Consider the following 18313-nt stretch of genomic DNA (forward strand, 5'->3'; position numbering starts at 1 on the left):
ATCCGGGCCGGGGCGGCCGGGTGGGCGACGCCGTCTGGGGGCCTGATGTCACAGCGAGTGCCACGATGCGCCGTCCTGCCGGGCGGCGCCCGCCGTCCGGCCGCGTTACCGGCCGCCACCTGACCGCGTCCGCTCCCGGCCCACAGCCGGGGCCGCCAGACCCAGCCCTGCCGCACCCGACGGCACCGGGTCCCGCCGAGTGGGCGGGCCGTCCCGGTTCGCCCGGTGCCCGCACCACGATCGCGAGGGGAACCAACCGGTGGAACCGGCAAACCACTTCACCGTCCTGCGGCGTTACTGGCGGCTGCTCGTCGGCTGCACCCTCGCCGCGCTGATCATCGGCTTCCTGCTGACGCCGGCGGGCGACGCCGTGGACGACGGCAAGTGGCAGTGCAAGGTGGCGATCACCCCGGTGGCCGGCGCCGGCGAGTCCGTCCGGGCCGACCAGGTGCTCAGCTACGCGCAGGGCTCCGACGTGACGACGACCGCCGCGAAGAAGCTCCGCGTCACGGACGTGGCCGCGCTCGCCGCCCGGCGCACCGTCGCGGCCGCCTCCACCCAGATGCTGGTCTTCACCACCACCGGCCCCACCCAGCAGTCCTGCACCGACCTCGCGGCGGCACTGTCCGAGGCGACGATCAACGGCTACGGCCAGGAGTCGAAGAAGAGCGCCGACGAGTCGATCAAGCGCCTCCAGGCGCAGGCCGACAGCCAGCAGGAGCAGGTCAACAACCTGCAGCACGCCTTCACCAAGGCCGGCGCGGCCGACCAGCCGAAGCTGCAGCCGCAGCTGACGGCGGCCCTCAACGCACTGACCAAGACCCTCACCGACATCAGCACCCTGCAGAACTACAGCCAGACCGACGCCATCCAGCAGTGGGGCAGCATCGACGCCAAGGAGGCCGGCGGCAGCCTGCTCAGCTCGCCCAGCCGCGGTGTCCGGCTGACCCTGGCGGTGGCGCTCGGCCTCGCGCTCGGCGTCGTCGCCGCGGTGATGCTCAGCCGGATGGACACCCGGCTGCGCAGCCGCAACACCACCGAGGAGGCGTTCAACCTGCCGGTGATCGGAGAGATCCCGCAGCTCGGCCGGCGGCTGCGCCGGCTGCGCGAGCCGCTGGTGGTGGCCCGCCCGTCCGACCCGGCGGCGGAGGCCTTCCGCTCGCTGCGCTCCACCCTGCTGCTCACCGGTCCCGAGTCGCTCTCCGGCCGGACGGGCCCCGAGCGGACCGACCCGGCCGCCCGGGCCCGCACCGGCCCGGCGCCGGTGATCCTGGTGATGTCCGGGCGCAGCGGCGACGGCCGCACCACCACGGTGGCGAACCTGGCCGCGGCGCTCGCCGAGACCGGCCGGACGGTGCTGGTACTCGACTGCGACTTCCGGCACCCGCAGACCCACCTGCACTTCGGCATCGGCGACGGCCCCGGCATGGCCGAACTCCTCAGCGGAGAGCGGCTGTCCGCGCTGGACGACCTGATCCGGGAGACCGGGACGGAAGGGGTCCGCCTGATCACCGGCGGCAACACCACCGCCTACCCGGCGGCGCTGGTGCTGCGGGCCGGCGAGGTGCTGCGCCGGGCCCGGCAGCACGCCGACGTGGTGCTGATCGACACCTCGCCGCTGCTGCACGCCAACGACGCCTACGACCTGGTGCAGCACGCCGACGCGGTGCTGGTGACGGCGCTGGCCGGCAATGTGACGCCGGAGCAGGCCGACCGGGTCTCCGAGCTGCTGGCACGCACCGGCGTCCCGGTGGCCGGTGTCGCGCTGCTCGGCACGATCGGCCCGTCCGGCCGCCGGCTTAAGCGGGACGGACTGCGCACCGGCGCGCTGCTGGTCGGCCGCACCTCCTCCGCCGCGCGGCCCGAGGAGGGCCGGCCCTCCCCCGCGCCGGCCCGCGAGAAGGCCGCCCGGCCGGAGCCCGCGGAGCACGGCTCGGCGCCGGCCGCGGTGGCCGAGGAGCACCACCGGGCGGCGCCGAGCTGGGCCCGCCGCCCGGGCTCCGAGTCGGTCGTCGAGACCACCCTGCAGCTGCGCGAAATCGAGGAGCGGTGAGCGGCCGCCGGCGGGTTCTCTGGCTCGCCAAGGGCCTCGGCCGGGGCGGCGCCGAGCAGTTGCTGCTGAACTGCGCCCGGCACGCCGACGCCGGGCGGTACGAGATCGAGGTCGCGTACGTGCTGCCGTACAAGGACGCGCTCGTCCCGGCGCTGGAGGCGGCCGGCGTGCGGGTGCACTGCCTGGGCGGTGCACCGGGCGTGCTGTGGCCGCTGCGGCTGCGCCGGCTGCTCGCCGAGCGCCGCTACGACCTGGTGCACTCGCACATGCCGATCCCCGCGGTGGCGGCCCGGCTGGTCGCGTTCGGCCGGCGGGCGCCGCGGCTGGTGCACACCGAGCACAACGTCTGGGAGCGGTACCGGACGCCCACCCGCTGGGCGAACGCGCTGACCTACCGGCGCAACGACGCGGTGGTGGCGGTCTCGCACGCGGTGGCGGCCACCGTCGCCCGGCGCCGTCCGGAGGAGGGCTGGCTCACCGTGGTGCACCACGGGCCGGACCTCGCGGGCGCGCCCGAGGGGCCGGCCGCCCGGGCCGCCGCCCGCGCCGAACTCGGCCTGCCGCAGGACGCGCCGGTCATCGGCACGGTCGGCAACCTGACGGCCAAGAAGGACCAGGCCACCCTGCTCGACGCGTTCGCCCTGCTGCGCCGCGAGCACCCGTCGGCGGCGCTGGTGCTGATCGGCGCCGGGCCGCTGGAGGCCGAGCTGCGCGCCCGGGCGGGCGAGGGCGTGGTCTTCGCGGGTTCCCGGCCGGACGTGCCCGCGCTGCTGCCCGCGCTGGACGTGTTCACCCTGAGCTCCCGCCAGGAGGGCCTGCCGGTCGCCCTGATGGAGGCGATGACCGGCGGACTGCCCTCGGTGGTGACCCGGGTCGGCGGCATGCCGGAGGTGCTGGACGACGGCGAACAGGGCCTGCTGGTGCCGCCCGGTGACCCGGCCGCGCTGGCGGCCGCGCTCGGCCGGCTGACCGCGGACGAGGGGCTGCGCGAGCGCCTCGGCAAGGCCGCCCGGGAGCGGTCCCGGAGCTTCGACACGGCCGGGGCGCAGCGCGCGATCGAGCAGGTGTACGCCCGGGTGCTGGCCCGCTGACCGGCGCGGCCGGCGGAGACCGGGCGAGCGAGACGACATGGAGCCGAAGACCCAGATGACCGAGTCAAGCGCCGGGCTGACGTACCGTCCGCTGACGGACGCCGACACGCCCGCCGTGCTGGACCTGCTGACCGCCTCGCTGGCGGGCGGCCCGACCGGCACCCGCAGTGCCGAGTTCTTCGAGTGGAAGCACCGGCGGAACCCGTTCGGTGCGAGCCCGGGGCTGGTCGCCGAGAGCGCGGGCGGCCGGCTCGCCGGGGTGCGGCTGTTCCTGCGCTGGCAGTGGCAGGCGGGCGGGCGCGCGGTGCCCGCCGTCCGCCCGGTGGACACCGCCACCCATCCGGAGTTCCAGGGCCGGGGGATCTTCCGCGATCTGACGCTGCGGCTGCTGGAGGAGGTCGCCGGCGACGCCGAGCTGGTCTTCAACACGCCCAACGGCAACAGCCTGCCGGGCTATCTGAAGATGGGCTGGCGGGAGCTGGGCCGGGTGCCGATCGCCGTCCGGGTGGCCCGGCCGGCCGCGTTCGCCCGCGGTGCGCGGGCGGCGCTCGCCCGGCGCGGGGGCGGTGCGGCCGGACCGCCGCGCTGCACGCTGCCGACGGCCGCCGAGTGGTTCGCCGGGCCGCGCACCGGCCTGGAGGAGCTGCTGCGCGAGCGGGCCGCCGCGGACGTCACCGACACCCGGCTGGCGGTCCGCCGCACCCCGGAGTTCCTGCGCTGGCGGTACGGGGAAGCCCCGGGCCTGGACTACCGGGTGATCACCTGCCGGCGCGGCGGCGACCTCGCCGGGGTGGCCTTCGGGCGGCCGCGCCGGCGCGGGCCGCTGGCCGAGTTCACGCTCGCCGACGTGATCGTCCGACCGGGCGACCGGGGCAGCGCCGCCCGGCTGCTCAAGGAGGCCGCGAGGGCGGGCTGCGACCATGTCGCGGGCCATCTCGCGGCGGGTACCGAGGCCGCCGCGGCCGCCCGCCGCGGCGGCTACCTGACGGCGCCGCGCACCGGCATGGTGCTGGCCGCCCGGAGCCCGTCCGGGCCGCTCGCGGCGGGGAGCACCCCGGCCGAGTGGCGGTTCAACCTGGGCGACCTGGAGGTCTTCTGATGGCCGCTCCGGCGGTCGCGGCGGCCCGCCCGGCGGTGGCCGCGCTGGCCCGACGGGTGCCCTGGCCGTCCACTGTGGCGGCCGCGCTGGTGATCGGCTACGTGACGCTGTTCGTGCTGGCCATGGTGCACACCGGGTACGACACCTGGGGGGCGCTGCTGGTGCTGCCCGCGCTGATGGCGATCGGCACGCCGATCCTGGCGCGGGTGGCCGCCGCCAACCCGGAGAAGGACGTCTTCCGGCTGCTGATGCTGGCGATGGCACTGAAGCTGCTGTGCGCCTTCCCCCGGTACCTGATGGCCTTCGTGCTGTACGGCGGCGCGGCCGACGCCAAGATGTACCACCAGCGGGGCAGCGAGCTGGCGCTGTTCCTCGACACCCACAGCCCGCTCTCCGGGACCTTCCACTACGACCTGGGGATGAAGGTCGCGGGCACCGGCTTCATCATCATCGTCACCGGCGTGGTCTACGCGATCACCGGCCCGTCGCTGGTCGGCGGGTTCCTGGTGTTCTCCTGGCTCGGTTTCTGGGGCCTGCTGCTGTTCTGGCGGGCCCTGCAGATCGCCTTCCCGGAGGCGGACTCGCGGCGGTACGCGAAGCTGGTGTTCTTCCTGCCCTCGCTGCTGTTCTGGCCGTCCAGCATCGGCAAGGACGCCTGGATGATGTTCTGCCTGGGCCTGACCACCTACGGGGTGGCACGGCTGCTGGACCGCCGGTTCGGCGCGTTCCTCTGCATCGCGCTGGGCTCGCTGGGCACCGCGATGGTCCGCCCGCACGTCACCGTGCTGGCCGGCGCGGGCCTGACGGTGGCGTACGTGCTGCGCCGCCGGCCGCAGCAGGTCAGCGCGCTGGGGCCGCTGCGAACCATCCTCACCGTGGTGGTGCTCGGCGTGATGGTGATGCTGATGCTGCAACAGGTGTCGACGTTCTTCGGCACGAACGGCACCGGCGGGGACAGCGTCAACCAGGTGCTGTCGGAGACCTCGCGGCGCACCTCGCAGGGCGGGTCGGTGATCAACCAGGCGGCGGACGACGAGTCGCCGCAGTTCAGCCTGAATCCGGCGGGGCTGCCGGTGGCGGTGGTCAGCGTGCTGTTCCGGCCGTTCCCCTTCGAGGCGTCGAACGTCCAGAACCTGGTGCAGTCGGTGGAGTGCTTCGCGCTGCTGGTGGTGTTCATCCGCAGCTGGCCGCGGCTGAGCCGGGTGCCGCGGTGGTTCCTGCGGCGCTCGTACATCGCCTTCGCGATCGTCTACACCCTGCTGTTCTGCTGGGCCTTCTCGACCATCAACAACATGGGCATCCTGTCGCGCGAGCGCGTGCAGGTGCTGCCGCTGGCGCTGGTGCTGCTCGCCGTGCCGCGGCCCGACGGTGACCGGCCGAAGGCGCGGACGCACTCGCGCCCGCCGCTGTGGCGGGTCCAGCCCGGGCAGTGGGGCGGCCGGCCCGAACCGCCGCCCGGCACCGCGGCGCTGCCCGGAACCACGCCACAGGACCACCCGGCGCACCACGCACCGGACCACCGTGCGAACGACCCGGCGGACCGCCGGGGGCCGCGCACCGCCGCGGTGCCCGGCACCGCGCACAGATCCGGCACCGCGCACAGACCCGGCACCGACTCGACCCAGGGGGGATCGACCCGACCATGACGACCACCGATCTCGACACGCCCGCCGCGCTCGGCGGCACCCCGGCCTTTCCCGACGGACTGCCGCTGACCCGGGTCCGGGTGCCGCAGAGCGAGGAGGCGCTCGCCCGGATCGCCGCGGTGCTGGAGAGCGGGCAGCTCACCAACGGCCGGACGGTCGCCGAACTCGAGGAGCGCGCCGCCGACCTGCTCGCGGTGCCGCACGTGGTGGCGGTCTCCAACTGCACGGCCGGCCTGATGCTGGTGCTGCAGGCGGCCGGGGTGGGCGGCGGGCGGCCGGTGCTCATGCCCGGCTTCACCTTCTCCGCCACCGCGCACGCCGCGCACTGGGCCGGCGGCACCCCGCTGTTCGCCGAGGCCCGCGAGCAGGACATCACCCTGGACCCGGAGGACGCCGAGGCCCGGCTCAAGGCCGCCGACCGGCCGGCCGCGCTGATGGCCACCCATGTCTACGGCACGCCCTGCCAGGTGGAGCGGCTGCAGCAGGTCGCGGACGCCGCCGGGGTGCCGCTGGTGTACGACGCCGCGCACGGCTTCGGCAGCGCCCGCGGCGGAGTGCCGATCGGCGGGTTCGGTCTCGCCGAGGTGTTCTCGATGAGCCCGACCAAGGTCGCGGTGGCCGGCGAGGGCGGCCTGGTCGCCACCCGGGACGCCGCGCTCGCCGCGACCCTGCGCACCGCCCGCGACTACGGCAACCCGGGCGACTACGACACGCTCTTCCCGGGCCTGAACGCGCGGATGAGCGAGCTGCACGCGGCGGTCGGCCTGGCCTCGCTGTCCGGCCTGCCGGAGCGGGTGGCGCACCGCGGCGCGCTGGTCGCCGCGTTCGCCGCGGTGGTGGCCGGGCTGCCGGGCCTGCGGCTCGCCCTGCCGGAGCCGGGCGACACCTCGACCTTCAAGGACCTGACGCTGATCGTGGACGAGGAGGAGTCCGGCCTCTCCGCGGCGGAGCTCGGCCGGGCGCTGAAGGCCGAGGGCGTCGACACCCGGCGGTACTTCTTCCCGCCGGTGCAGCGCCAGCGGGCCTACGCGCACCTGGGGCAGGCCGAGGCGCTGCCGCTGACCGACCGGCTGGCGGACTCGGTGCTGACCGTGCCGCTCTGGTCGCACATGGACGCGGCGGCGGTGCGCCGGGTGGCCGGGGCCGTGGTCAAGGTGCAGCCGCACGCCGAGCGGCTGCGGGCCGCCGGGATCTGAGGACCGGTCGGATGCCGCGGCGGGCCGGTGGGCCCGCTGCGGTACGACGACTGGGCAGAACGGGTGACGGCGGTTGGACCGGGGCGTCCCGGCCTCGGCAGGATGGCCGGCGGGCCCGAAGGGCCCGGCCGGGCCGGGCGGGCGCGGCCCGACGCGTGTTCGAGGAGTCACCCGGTGTTCAAGGGATTCCGCAGCTTCCTGCTGCGCGGCAACGTCGTCGACCTGGCGGTCGGCATCGTCATCGGAGCGGCCTTCACCGCCGTGGTGACGGGGTTCGTGACGGCGTTCCTGACCCCGCTGATCGGTATCGCCAGCGGTGCGGTCGGCGACTTCAGCAAGGAGGCCTTCACCGTCGCGGGCACGGTCTTCCCGTACGGGGCGTTCCTGAACGCGCTGATCAGCTTCGTGCTGATCGCCGCGGTCATCTACTTCGCCGTGGTGGTGCCGGTCGGGCGCCTGCAAACGCGGTTCGAGCCGCGCAGGAACGTGCCGGTGGCGAAGACCGAGTGCCCGGACTGCCTGAGCACCGTCCCGGCCGCGGCCGTCCGCTGCGCGCACTGCACCTCGGAGCTGGCCGGCCGTCCGGGCTTCCCGGCGCAGAGCGTACACGTGGGCTGACCGGCGGTTTTCCCCGGGTGGGTCCGGTTCGCCGCCCGACGGTCCGGGCTCACCGGCGCGCGGTTCGCACCGCGCGCCCTCCGGTTCGGGTGGCGCAGGGTCCGACGGACCGACGTCGGCGGTTCGCCCGGCGTTCGACCTGCGGCCAGCGGGGTCGGGTGGCTTGAACTGGCCGACGATATGTCGGATATGCACACTTTCGAGCGTTTCGATCGAGCGAAGACTGTGTGAACGGTCGAAATCCCACCGCTTCCACTCTCCTCAGCAGGCACATTGTGGGCTTACGGTATGCCCCATGACCTCGCCCCGCTCCTACGACGGAGTCGGCTACCCCTCTCCGTCCTTTTCCTCCGGCACGCCCATCTACGACAGCCTTGTCGCAGAGCGTGGCGTCCCGCAGATCGCGCCCATCAACGTGCCGGCGGCCCTGCCTCCGGCCACCTACGGCTCGAGCTACGGCTACAGCAACGGCTACAGCACCGGGTTCGACACCCCGGCGAGCAGCCTGCCCGCGCTCCCGCCGGCCCGCCTCGCCCTGGGCCCCGGCCCCAGCAGCGGCCCCGCCACCTCGTACATCCCGACGCAGAGCGCGCCGTCGATGTACGCGGCGGCCCCGCAGCCGGCCGTCCCCGGGTACGGCAGCCCGCAGCCGTACTTCCCCCCTCAGCGCCCGCAGGCGCCGGCCATGCCCTCTCCCCAGGGCTACCAGGCCGGCCAGAGCTTCGGCGGCCAGAACTCCTTCGCCTCGGCGCCGACCGGCATGACCGGCCAGCAGTTCGGCGCGCAGGGCTTCGGCCAGGGCCAGCAGCAGGGCTTCGCCGACCAGAGCTTCGGCGGCAACCAGCTGCGCCCGGCGGCCCCGGTCGCCCCGGTCCGCCCCGTCCAGCAGCAGTACCCCGGCGCCGCGTACTACCCGCAGGCCGGCTGACCGAAGCCGCACCACCCCGGCGAACGAGGGCGCCGGGCGGAGCAGGGCACGAGGTCTTCCTCCTCCGGGGCCGTCCGGGCCCGCCGTACCAGGCGGACCGGGCGGCCCCCTCGCATTCCCGGCCGCGGCACCGGAGCACCGCCGCCGACTGGCAGGATGGGGGCATGCCGCAGCTGACCGCCCTCCACGTCTATCCCGTCAAGTCGACCTATCGGCTGAGCCCGGCAAGTGCCGGGGTGGAGCCGTGGGGCCTCGCCGGGGACCGCCGCTGGATGATCGCCGACCCGACGGGCCGGGCCGTGACCCAGCGCGACATCCCGTCGGTCGGCCAGTACCGCGCCGTGCCGCACCCCGACGGCTCACTGACCGTCACCGACCCGGCGGGCGCGAGCATCGAGATCCCGGCGCCGAGCGCCGCGGCCGGCGACCCGGCCGCGCAGGCCGACGTCTGGGGCACGTTCTTCCCCGCCGTGGAGGCCGCCAAGGAGGTGCAGATCTGGTTCGCCGAACGTCTCGGCGACGTCCGGCTGCTGCACCTCGACACCCCGGCGACCAGCCGGCAGATCGACCTCGACCACAGCAGCCCCGGCGAGACCACCAGCATGGCCGACGGCTACCCGCTGCTGGTCGCCACCACCGCCTCGCTGGCCGCGCTCAACCGGCACCTCGCCGAGGACCACCCGGCGGGCGACCGGCGGGCCGAGCCGCTGCCGATGGAGCGCTTCCGTCCCAACCTGGTGGTCTCCGGCACCGAGCCGTGGGCCGAGGACGGCTGGCGCCGGATCCGGGTCGGCGGGGTGGTCTTCCGGGTCGCCAAGCCCTGCGGGCGCTGCGTGGTGACCACCACCGACCAGGAGACCGGCGAGCGCCGCGGCCCCGAGCCGCTACGCGCGCTCGGCCGGCACCGCCGGTTCGGCAAGCAGCTGGTCTTCGGTCAGAACCTCGTGCCGGAGCGCCCCGAGGGCGTCACCGGCGACCTGCTGGGCACCCTGCGGGTCGGCGACGAGGTCACCGTCCTGGAGGAGGCCCCGCGCCCCCGGCCGGACGCCCGCGGCTGACCGGCACCGCGCCGCCGCCCACTCGTTGTAGTGCGCGGACGGCCCCCGTACCGCGGCGGGGGCGCCCCCTCGGGCGGCCGACCATCGCAGGGCTTCGACGAAGGTGGGGATGACAGACCGCATGGCAGAGCAGAGGGTCCGGGTCACGCAGGACAGCGGGTCCCGCTGGCGGCGCCGCGCCGGCGAGTACGACACGCTCCACGAGGCCCTGGCGGCCGCCGAGCCGGGCGACACCGTGACCGTGCGGCCCGGCACCTTCCGCGAGGCGGTGCTGCTCGACAAACCGGTCACCGTCCTCGCCGCCGGAGGCCCCGGCAGCGTCCGGATCAGCCCGCCCGCCGGGGTGCCGCTGACACTCGCGGCCGCCGCCTCGGTGCAGGGTCTCGTGATCGAGGGCTCCGACCGCTCGCTGCCCGCCGTCCTGGTCACCGCGGACGGCGCCCGGCTCACCGACTGCCGGATCGACACCCAGGCCGCCGCCGGCGTCGAACTCGCCGACGGCGCCTCGGCGGTGCTCCGCTCCTGCACCGTCGCCAACCCCGCCGGGCTCGGGGTGCGGCTGCGCCCCGGCGCCCGGGCCGGGCTGCAGGAGTGCGAGATCTCCGCGGCCGGGCAGGCCGGGATCGCGGTGCTCGGCGGGGCCGTCGCGGTGCTGGACCGCTGCCGGGTGCACCACACCGGCGGCGCCGGGCTGCTGCTCACCGGCGCCGGCAGCGGCGCCGAACTGACCGGCTGCGAGATCTACGAGATCCGCGGCAGCGGGGTGCAGGCCGAGGACGGCGCGGTCGGCCGGCTCACCGACTGCACCGTGCACCGGGTCACCGGCAACGGGCTCACCCTGGACACCGGGGCCGAGCTGCTGCTGACCGGCTGCCGCATCCACGAGCTGCCGGAGAACGCCGCCGACCTGCGCGGCGGGGCCCGGCTGCGGCTGGATCGCTGCACCCTGCACGGCTTCGGCCGCGGCGCGCTCTCCGTCTGGGACGCCGCCACCGAGGTGGAGGCCGCGGGCAGCGAGATCCACTCCGCGGAGGGCGACTACCCGGCGCTCTGGGTCAGCGACGGCGCCCGCCTGTCGCTCACCGACTGCTCGCTGCACGACCTGCCGGACGCCCTGTTCGTGCTGGACCGCGACTCCCGGGCGAGCGCCGCCGACTGCTCGTTCAGCCGGATCCGCTCCTCCGCGGTCTCGGTGAGCGGCGGCGCCACCGCCGACCTGGCGGACTGCCGGATCCAGGAGGCCGGCACCGGGCTGTGGTTCCGCGACCACGGCAGCGGCGGCCTGCTCACCGGCTGCGAGATCGCCGACGTCGCCACCGGGGTGATAGTCGCCAAGGGCGCCGACCCGGTGCTGCGCGAGTGCTCGGTGCGCGGCGCGGGCGACGCCGGGGTGTACGTCTCGGCGCAGGGCCGCGGCACCTTCGAGGACTTCCGGGTCTCGCACGGCCGCGGTTTCGGCTTCCACGTCATCGACGGCTGCCGCACCGTGCTCACCCGCTGCCGGGCCGAGCAGAACGGCCGGGCGGGCTTCGAGTTCTCCGAGGCCGGCCCGGTCACCGAGGGCTGTGTGTCGGACGACGTGCCCCCGCCGCCGCCCGCCCTGCCGGCGCCGCGGGCGGCACTGCCCCCGGCCCCGCTGCTGCTGCCCGCACCGCCGCGCCCGCTCGCCCCTCCGGGCGGGCCGACCCTGCTGCCCGCGACGGCCCGGCTCACCAGCGCCGGGCCCGCCCCGATGGCATCCGCGATCGCGCCGATCCCGGACTGCCGCCCGGCCGACGAGGCGCTGGGCGACCTCGACGCCCTGGTCGGGCTGGCCACCGTGAAGCAGGAGGTGCGCACCCTGATCGACCTGATCACGGTGGGCCGGCGGCGCCGGCAGGCCGGGCTGAAGGCGCCCTCGCTCCGCCGCCACCTGGTCTTCACCGGCGCCCCCGGCACCGGCAAGACCACGGTCGCCCGGCTGTACGGCGAGATCCTGGCCGCGCTCGGCGTGCTGCAGCGCGGCCACCTGGTCGAGGTGGCCCGGGTCGACCTGGTCGGCGAGCACATCGGCTCGACCGCGATCCGCACCGCGGCCGCCTTCGACCGGGCCCGCGGCGGGGTGCTGTTCATCGACGAGGCGTACGCGCTGGCGCCGGAGGACGGCGGCCGGGACTTCGGCCGGGAGGCGATCGACACCCTGGTGAAGCTGATGGAGGACCACCGGGACGAGGTGGTGGTGATCGTGGCCGGGTACACCGCCGAGATGGAGCGCTTCCTCGCCGCGAACCCCGGGATCTCCTCGCGCTTCTCCCGGACGGTGACCTTCCCCGACTACGACGCCGAGGAGCTGCTGCAGATCGCCCGGGCCCAGTGCGCCGAGCACGAGTACGCGCTCGCCGAGGCGACCGAGAAGGCGCTGCGGGAGCACTTCGCCGGTCTGGAGCGCGGGCCCGCCTTCGGCAACGGGCGGGCGGCCCGGCAGGTGTTCGAGACGATGGTGGAGCGGCACGCGATGCGGGTCGCCCAGCTCGACGACCCGTCCACCGAGGAGCTGCAGCTGCTCGTGCCCGCCGACCTGCCCGGCTGACTCCCCTGGCCCGCGCCCGCAGCGGGGGCCGCGGGGGGCCGGGGACGTGTGAGGATGGGGCCGGAGCCGACCGTTGGAGGGAACCGTGATGGACAACGCCCAGCTGCTCGCCGAACAGCGCCGCGCGCTGATCCTGGACGAGGTGCGGCGGCGCGGCGGCGTCCGGGTCAACGAGCTGACCCGCCAGTTGAACGTCTCCGACATGACGATCCGTCGGGACCTCGACGCGCTGGCCCGCGCGGGTGCGGTGGAGAAGGTGCACGGCGGGGCGGTGCCGGCCGGGTCGGCCCGCACCCACGAGCCGGGGTTCGAGGCGAAGTCCGCGCTGGAGCTGTCCGCCAAGGAGCAGATCGCCCGGGCGGCGGCCCGGCTGGTCGCCCCCGGCGCGGCGATCGCGCTCTCCGGCGGCACCACGACCTTCGCGCTGGCCCGCGAGCTGACCGGGATCGAGCGGCTGACGGTGGTGACCAACTCGGTGCGGGTCTCGGACGTCTTCGAGCAGGCGCACCGGGCGGGCGGTCCGGCGACGACGGTGGTGCTGACCGGCGGGGTGCGGACGCCCTCGGACGCCCTGGTCGGGCCGGTGGCGGACCGGGCGATCCGCTCGCTCCGCTACGACCTGCTCTTCCTCGGCACCCACGGGGTCTCACCGGAGGCCGGGCTCTCCACGCCGAACCTGGCGGAGGCGGAGACCAACCGGGCGCTGGTGGCCTCGGCCCGGCGGACGGTCCTGGTGGCCGACCACACCAAGTGGGGCACGGTGGGGCTGTCCACCTTCGCGGAGCTGGGCGACGTCGACACCTGGGTCACGGACGCGGGGCTGCCGGCCGAGGCCGTCGAGGCGGCCCGCGAATGGATCGACGAGATCGTCCTCGCCTGAACCTCTGCTGCCCGAACCTCTGCTGACGGACTATCTGCTGGCGGACCATCTGCTGACGGGCTCACCAGCGCGGGATGCGTCGCCGGTGGGCGGGGTCGGTGCGGCGCAGGTAGCCGGTGTCGTCGCGGGTGCGCAGGCCGCAGGCGAGGTACTGCTCGTGCAGCCGGGCCAGGGCGTCACGGTCGAGTTCGACGCCCAGGCCGGGCCCGGTGGGCACCCGGACGGCGCCGTCCGCGACGGCGAGCACGCCGGGTTCGACCACGTCCTCGGTCCGCCAGGGCCAGTGGGTGTCGCAGGCGTGGGTGAGTTCGGGCGAGGCGGCGGCCAGGTGGGTCATGGCGGCGAGGCTGATGCCCAGGTGGGTGTTGGAGTGCATGGACAGCCCGAGGCCGAAGGTGTCGCAGATGCCGGCGAGCAGCCGGGAGCGGTGCAGGCCGCCCCAGTAGTGGTGGTCGGCGAGCACGATCCGCACGGAGTGCCGGGCGACGGCGGCCGGCAGGTGCTCGAAGGCGGTGACGCACATGTTGGTGGCGAGCGGGATCTCCGTGCGCGCGGCCACCCGGGCCATGCCGTCCAGGCCGGGGGTCGGGTCCTCCAGGTACTCGAGGACGCCCTCCAGCCGGCGGGCGACCGCGAGCGAGGTCTCCACCGTCCAGGCGGCGTTGGGGTCCAGTCGCAGCGGCAGTCCGGGGAAGGCCTCGCGCAGGGCGAGGACGGCGTCGATCTCCTCCTCGGGCGGGCGGACCCCGCCCTTGAGCTTGAGCACGGTGAAGCCGTGGGTGTCGACCAGGCGGCGGGCCTGGGCGACGATGCCCGCCGTGTCCAGGGCCTCGCCCCAGTCGTCGGGCGGCTGCCCGGGGTGGCCGGCCCACTTGTGGAAGAGGTAGGCGCTGTAGGGGACGGTGTCGCGGACCCGGCCGCCGAGCAGGTCGCTGACGGGCCGTCCGGCGGCACGGCCCTGGACGTCCAGGCAGGCCACTTCGAGGGGTGCGAGGACGCGGTCGACGGTGGAGGCGGCGGTGATCGGCCCGGTCAGGCCGTGCCGGTCGGAGCCGGACCGCCCGCCGAGGGCGGCGGCGATCCGGGCGCGCATCGGGCCGAGCGCGTGCACCGGCAGGCCGGTCACCGCGTCGGCGGCCAGCCGCAGCAGGCGCAGGTGGCCTTCGTCGCCGAAGGTCTCGCCGAGGCCGGTCGGGCCGTCGCCGGTGGCGATCTCGACGACCGCCCGCAGCGCGTACGGCTCGTGCACGCCCACGGCGTTGAGCAGCGGCGGTTCGCGGAAGGCGACCGGTGTGACGGTGACCGCGGTGATCGGCAGGGGCGCCGCGGCACTCACCGGTCGGGGCCTTCCGCGAGGGCGGCCAGGCCGGCCGCGGTGATCGCCCGCAGCCGGTCGAGGTGTTCGGGCGTGGGGTCGGTGAGCGGGGGCCGGACGCCGCCCACCGCGAGGCCGCGCTGCCGGACCCCGGCCTTGACCAGGGAGACGGCGTAGCCGGGCACTTCGGTGCGCAGTTCGGCGAGCGGGAGGTAGAAGGCGGCCAGCAGGCGGCCGATCCGGGTCTCGTCCCCGGCTGCCAGGGCGCGGTGGAAGGCGAGGGCGATCTCGGGGACGAAGGCGAACGAGGCGGAGGAGTAGTGCCGTACGCCGAGGCCGCGGTAGGCGGGCGCGGTCGCCTCGGCGGTGGGCAGGCCGTTGAAGAACCGGAACGGCTTGCCGGAGGGGCGCAGGGCCTCGTCGACGGCCGTGATCATGCGGGCGAGCAGTTCGAGGTCGCCGCAGCCGTCCTTGATGCCGGCGACGTGGGGCAGCAGGGCGAGTTCGACGGCGGTGCCGACGTCGAGCCGTCCGGTGCCGCGGTGGTAGGCGATCAGCGGCAGGCCGCCCGCCTCGGCGACCTGCCGGGTATAGGCCACCAGGCCGGCCTGTGGCGGTTGTACGAGCGGGGGCGGCATCAGCAGCAGGCCGTCGGCGCCGGCCTCGGCGGCGGCCCGGGCGAGGGCGCGGGCGGTGGGCAGCGGGCCGCCGGTCCCGGCGTACACCGGCAGCCGGCCGGCGGCGGCCCGGACGGCGGTGCGGACCAGCCGGAGGTGCTCGTCCGGGTCCAGTGCGTGGAACTCGCCGGTGCCGCAGGCCGCGAAGACCGCTCCGGGGCCTGCGGCGATCCCGGTCTCCAGGTGTTCGGTGTACACGCCGGTGGCGATCTCGCCGTCCGGGCCGAAGGGGGTCACCGGGAAGAACAGCGGGCCGTCGGGCATCGGTGGCTCCTCCGGGGGCGGGCTGGCTCGGGCCGTGCAGCCAGCCTCGCCCCCGCGGGGGTCCGGTGCCGGGCGGCGCGCCGCGCCGCCGGTTGCTCAGTGGCCGCCGGCGAGCGCGAGGTCCTGGCGGAGCGCGGTGTAGGCGGGCTTGGCGCGGTAGTCCTCGGTGAGGATGTTGGCCGAGCCCTGGCCGGCGAAGGTGGTGGGGACCCAGGAGTACCTGTCGGTGAAGCCCCAGACGGTGAAGTCGGTGCAGTGTTCGGTGAGCAGGCAGCCCTGCAGCAGCACGCTGTAGCCCTCGGCCTGGGCCTCGGTCTTGGTGGCGTCGGCGGGCAGCACCATCCGGACGTCGGCCTCGGTGATCGCGGTGTCCAGTCCGAGGTCGTCGAAGCGCTTCAGGTTGTCGGCGATGTCGTGCGGGGCCGGGTACTGGACGGCGAGGTGGCCCTGGACGCCGACGCCGTCGATCGGCACGTGCTGCTTCCTCAGCTCGGTGACCAGGGCGAGCAGGGCGGTGCTCTTGGGGTTGACGCCCTCGATGTTGTAGTCGTTGATGTACAGCGCGGCCCTGGGGTCGGCCTCGTGGGCCCAGCGGAAGGCGTCGGCGATGTAGCCCGGGCCGAGGTTGTGCAGCCAGACGGAGTCGCGCAGGGTGCCGTCCTCGTTGAAGGCCTCGTTGACGACGTCCCACTGCCAGATCCGGCCCTTGAAGTGGGTGACCTCGTCGGTGATGTGACGGTGCAGGATGTCGCGCAGCTGGTCCGGGGTGAAGCTGCCGGAAGTGAGCCAGCCGGGCAGCTGGCTGTGCCAGACGAGGGTGTGGCCGCGGACGAGCTGGTGGTTGTCGTGGGCGAAGTCGACGAGGTCGTCGGCGGGGCCCCAGCTGTAGCTGCCGCGGACGGCCTCGACCGACTCCCACTTCATCGCGTTCTCCGGGGTGACGGAGCTGAACTCGGTGGCGGTCTTCTCCCGGTACGGGGTGTCGGCGGCCAGGGCGGACATGTCCACCGCCGTTCCGATGCGCACGCCGGCGCGGCGGCCGAGCTCGCCCAGGGTGCGGGCGGCCGGGGCCTGCGGGTGCACGGCCGCAGAGGCGGTGTCGGCCGTGTTGCCGGCGGACGGGGATGCGGTGGCGGTGGCGGTGGGGAGGACGAGCGCGGAGACGGCCAGGGCTGCGGCGGTGGCCGCCACGAGTGCGGTGCGGGTCGCTCTGATCACGGGAGGTCCCTCTCGGCGGGATCGTAGGGCTGGGTGGCCTTGAGCTCTTCGAAACTTTTCGCAATTGGCTACGCAAGTTTCAGGAACGCTAACGGCCCGATTTTTGCGTGGTCAATCCCCGTGCACCAAGCTTTTCGGCTGGATTGACGTCGACTCAGGGCCATGCCGGGACCGGCCGGTCATCCCTGGCGGTCGGATTCACGCGAGGGACTGGCCGAAAATCTCGCTCTGCCTTACGATTCTGCCGCCCGGCGGGTCGCGAGAGAGCTCCGGCCGGTGGGTGCCGCGGTCCGGTGTGGGAGTGGCCGTGGCGCGATTGCGGGACGAGGGTCACCGCACACGACGGCCCGGGGAGTACGTGGCGCACTCCCCGGGCTGTCGTGGTGGTCGCGTCGCCGGGCGGAGGCCGTCCGGCGACGGTGGCTCAGCCCAGGCCGATGGACGTCCCGGCGAGGAAGTCCTCCAGCTCGGCGACGTAGGCGGTGATGTCGATGCCCTGCTCGGCGAGCCAGGCGTCGGAGTAGTACTTGTCGAGGTAGCGGTCGCCCGGGTCGCAGATGAGCGTGACGACGCTGCCGACCTGCCCGGCGGCGCGCATCTCGGCGACGATCCGCAGGGCGCTCCACAGCCCGGTGCCGGTGGAGGCGCCGGCCTTCTTGCCGAGCGCGTCCTCGAGGACCCGGACGGCCGCTATCGACGCGGCGTCGGGGACCTTCATCATCCGGTCGACGGCGCCGGGCACGAAGCTGGGTTCCATCCGGGGGCGGCCGATGCCCTCGATCCGGGAGCCGGTGGGGCAGGTGGCCTCGGGGTCGTGGTTGACCCAGCCCTCGAAGAAGCAGGAGTTCTCCGGGTCCGCGACGCAGATCCGGGTGTCGAACTGCATGTAGTGCACGTAGCGGGCGATGGTCGCGGAGGTGCCGCCGGTGCCGGCGGTGGCGACGATCCAGGCCGGTTCGGGGTGCGGCTCCAGCCGGAGCTGGGCGAACACGGACTCGGCGATGTTGTTGTTGCCCCGCCAGTCGGTGGCGCGCTCGGCGTAGGTGAACTGGTCCATGTAGTGGCCGCCGGTCTCCTCGGCGAGCCGGGTGGAGGCGTCGTAGACCTCGCAGGGGTTGTCGACGAGGTGACATCGGCCGCCGTGGAACTCGATGAGCTCGATCTTGGCCCGGCTGGTCGTCCGGGCCATCACCGCGATGAACGGGACGCCGATCAGCTTGGCGAAGTACGCCTCCGAGACGGCCGTGGAGCCGCTGGACGCCTCGATGACCGGCTTGCCGGGTCTGATCCAGCCGTTGCAGAGGCCGTAGAGGAAGAGCGAGCGGGCGAGCCGGTGCTTGAGGCTGCCGGTCGGGTGGGTGGACTCGTCCTTCAGGTAGAGGTCGATGCCCCACTCCTCGGGGAGCGGGAAGCGCAGCAGGTGCGTGTCTGCGGACCGGTTGGCGTCCGCCTGGACCTTCCGCACCGCCTCCTTCAGCCAGGCCCGGTACTCCAGGTCGGAGCGATCCACGTCCACCGTGTGCAGAGCCATCGCGGGCCTCCTTGTCCTGACGACATCACCTCCACCAAGCGTAACAGGCAACTACGATAAGTGACTGTTACGGGATCTCCAGCGAACCCTTATCGGGCGGCACAGCGGTGAGAACGGCGGCACAGGGCGGCGGCCGACGGCGGCGGTGAAGGGCCGTGGCGGAGGGCGGC

14 protein-coding genes are annotated in these 18313 nt (G+C 74.8%); 10 read left to right on the forward strand and 4 right to left on the reverse strand.

Translation table 11 applies throughout. From position 1 onward, the window contains the following. Positions 1–259 precede the first annotated feature (259 nt). From AB0P35_RS19925 to AB0P35_RS19970, 10 genes are all read left to right on the forward strand, one after another. The gene (locus AB0P35_RS19925) at positions 260–2053 is read left to right on the forward strand and encodes an AAA family ATPase (protein WP_363512239.1); all 1794 of its coding nucleotides are present in this window, start codon (positions 260–262) and stop codon (positions 2051–2053) included. Further along, entirely contained in the window at positions 2050–3144 is a 1095-nt protein-coding gene (locus AB0P35_RS19930; protein ID WP_363512241.1) for a glycosyltransferase, read from the forward strand. Before AB0P35_RS19925 ends, AB0P35_RS19930 begins: the two co-directional genes overlap by 4 nt. Before the next feature lie 55 nt (positions 3145–3199). Continuing rightward, positions 3200–4243, forward strand: coding sequence for a GNAT family N-acetyltransferase (locus AB0P35_RS19935; RefSeq protein WP_363512243.1), 1044 nt, complete (start codon positions 3200–3202; stop codon positions 4241–4243). After that, entirely contained in the window at positions 4243–5889 is a 1647-nt protein-coding gene (locus tag AB0P35_RS19940) for a hypothetical protein (protein WP_363512245.1), read from the forward strand. The genes AB0P35_RS19935 and AB0P35_RS19940 overlap by 1 nt, the downstream gene beginning before the upstream one ends. Then, positions 5886–7085 carry an aminotransferase class I/II-fold pyridoxal phosphate-dependent enzyme gene (locus AB0P35_RS19945; protein ID WP_363512247.1) on the forward strand — a complete coding sequence of 400 codons (1200 nt, stop codon included), beginning with the start codon at positions 5886–5888 and terminating at the stop codon, positions 7083–7085. The genes AB0P35_RS19940 and AB0P35_RS19945 overlap by 4 nt, the downstream gene beginning before the upstream one ends. Before the next feature lie 174 nt (positions 7086–7259). After that, entirely contained in the window at positions 7260–7703 is a 444-nt protein-coding gene (gene mscL / locus AB0P35_RS19950; RefSeq protein WP_363512249.1) for a large conductance mechanosensitive channel protein MscL, read from the forward strand. A 295-nt stretch (positions 7704–7998) separates the two neighbouring features. Next, on the forward strand, positions 7999–8631 hold the full coding sequence (locus tag AB0P35_RS19955) for a DUF6643 family protein (protein ID WP_363512251.1): 633 nt from the start codon (positions 7999–8001) through the stop codon (positions 8629–8631). Between the two features lie 164 nt (positions 8632–8795). Further along, complete coding sequence (locus AB0P35_RS19960) at positions 8796–9689, forward strand: MOSC N-terminal beta barrel domain-containing protein (protein ID WP_363512253.1); 894 nt, start codon at positions 8796–8798, stop codon at positions 9687–9689. Between the two features lie 121 nt (positions 9690–9810). After that, positions 9811–12258, forward strand: a complete 2448-nt coding sequence (locus AB0P35_RS19965) for a right-handed parallel beta-helix repeat-containing protein (protein ID WP_363512255.1) — start codon at positions 9811–9813, stop codon at positions 12256–12258. An 85-nt stretch (positions 12259–12343) separates the two neighbouring features. Then, positions 12344–13138 carry a DeoR/GlpR family DNA-binding transcription regulator gene (locus tag AB0P35_RS19970; RefSeq protein ID WP_363512315.1) on the forward strand — a complete coding sequence of 265 codons (795 nt, stop codon included), beginning with the start codon at positions 12344–12346 and terminating at the stop codon, positions 13136–13138. 61 nt (positions 13139–13199) lie between these two features. Here the strand turns inward: AB0P35_RS19970 and AB0P35_RS19975 are convergent, their stop codons facing one another. The 4 genes from AB0P35_RS19975 to AB0P35_RS19990 all read right to left on the reverse strand — a co-directional run bounded on the left by AB0P35_RS19975 (position 13200) and on the right by AB0P35_RS19990 (position 18143). Continuing rightward, the gene (locus tag AB0P35_RS19975; RefSeq protein WP_363512257.1) at positions 13200–14474 is read right to left on the reverse strand and encodes a glucarate dehydratase family protein; all 1275 of its coding nucleotides are present in this window, start codon (positions 14472–14474) and stop codon (positions 13200–13202) included. After that, the gene (locus AB0P35_RS19980; RefSeq protein WP_095876427.1) at positions 14471–15394 is read right to left on the reverse strand and encodes a 5-dehydro-4-deoxyglucarate dehydratase; all 924 of its coding nucleotides are present in this window, start codon (positions 15392–15394) and stop codon (positions 14471–14473) included. Before AB0P35_RS19980 ends, AB0P35_RS19975 begins: the two co-directional genes overlap by 4 nt. 96 nt (positions 15395–15490) lie before the next feature. Further along, a complete protein-coding gene (locus tag AB0P35_RS19985) occupies positions 15491–16477 on the reverse strand; it encodes an endo-1,4-beta-xylanase (protein ID WP_363512317.1) in 987 nt (328 codons plus the stop codon). Between the two features lie 559 nt (positions 16478–17036). After that, complete coding sequence (locus tag AB0P35_RS19990; protein WP_363512259.1) at positions 17037–18143, reverse strand: PLP-dependent cysteine synthase family protein; 1107 nt, start codon at positions 18141–18143, stop codon at positions 17037–17039. Positions 18144–18313: the final 170 nt, after the last annotated feature.

Source organism: Kitasatospora sp. NPDC085879, assembly GCF_040686255.1.
GTDB lineage: Bacteria > Actinomycetota > Actinomycetes > Streptomycetales > Streptomycetaceae > Kitasatospora.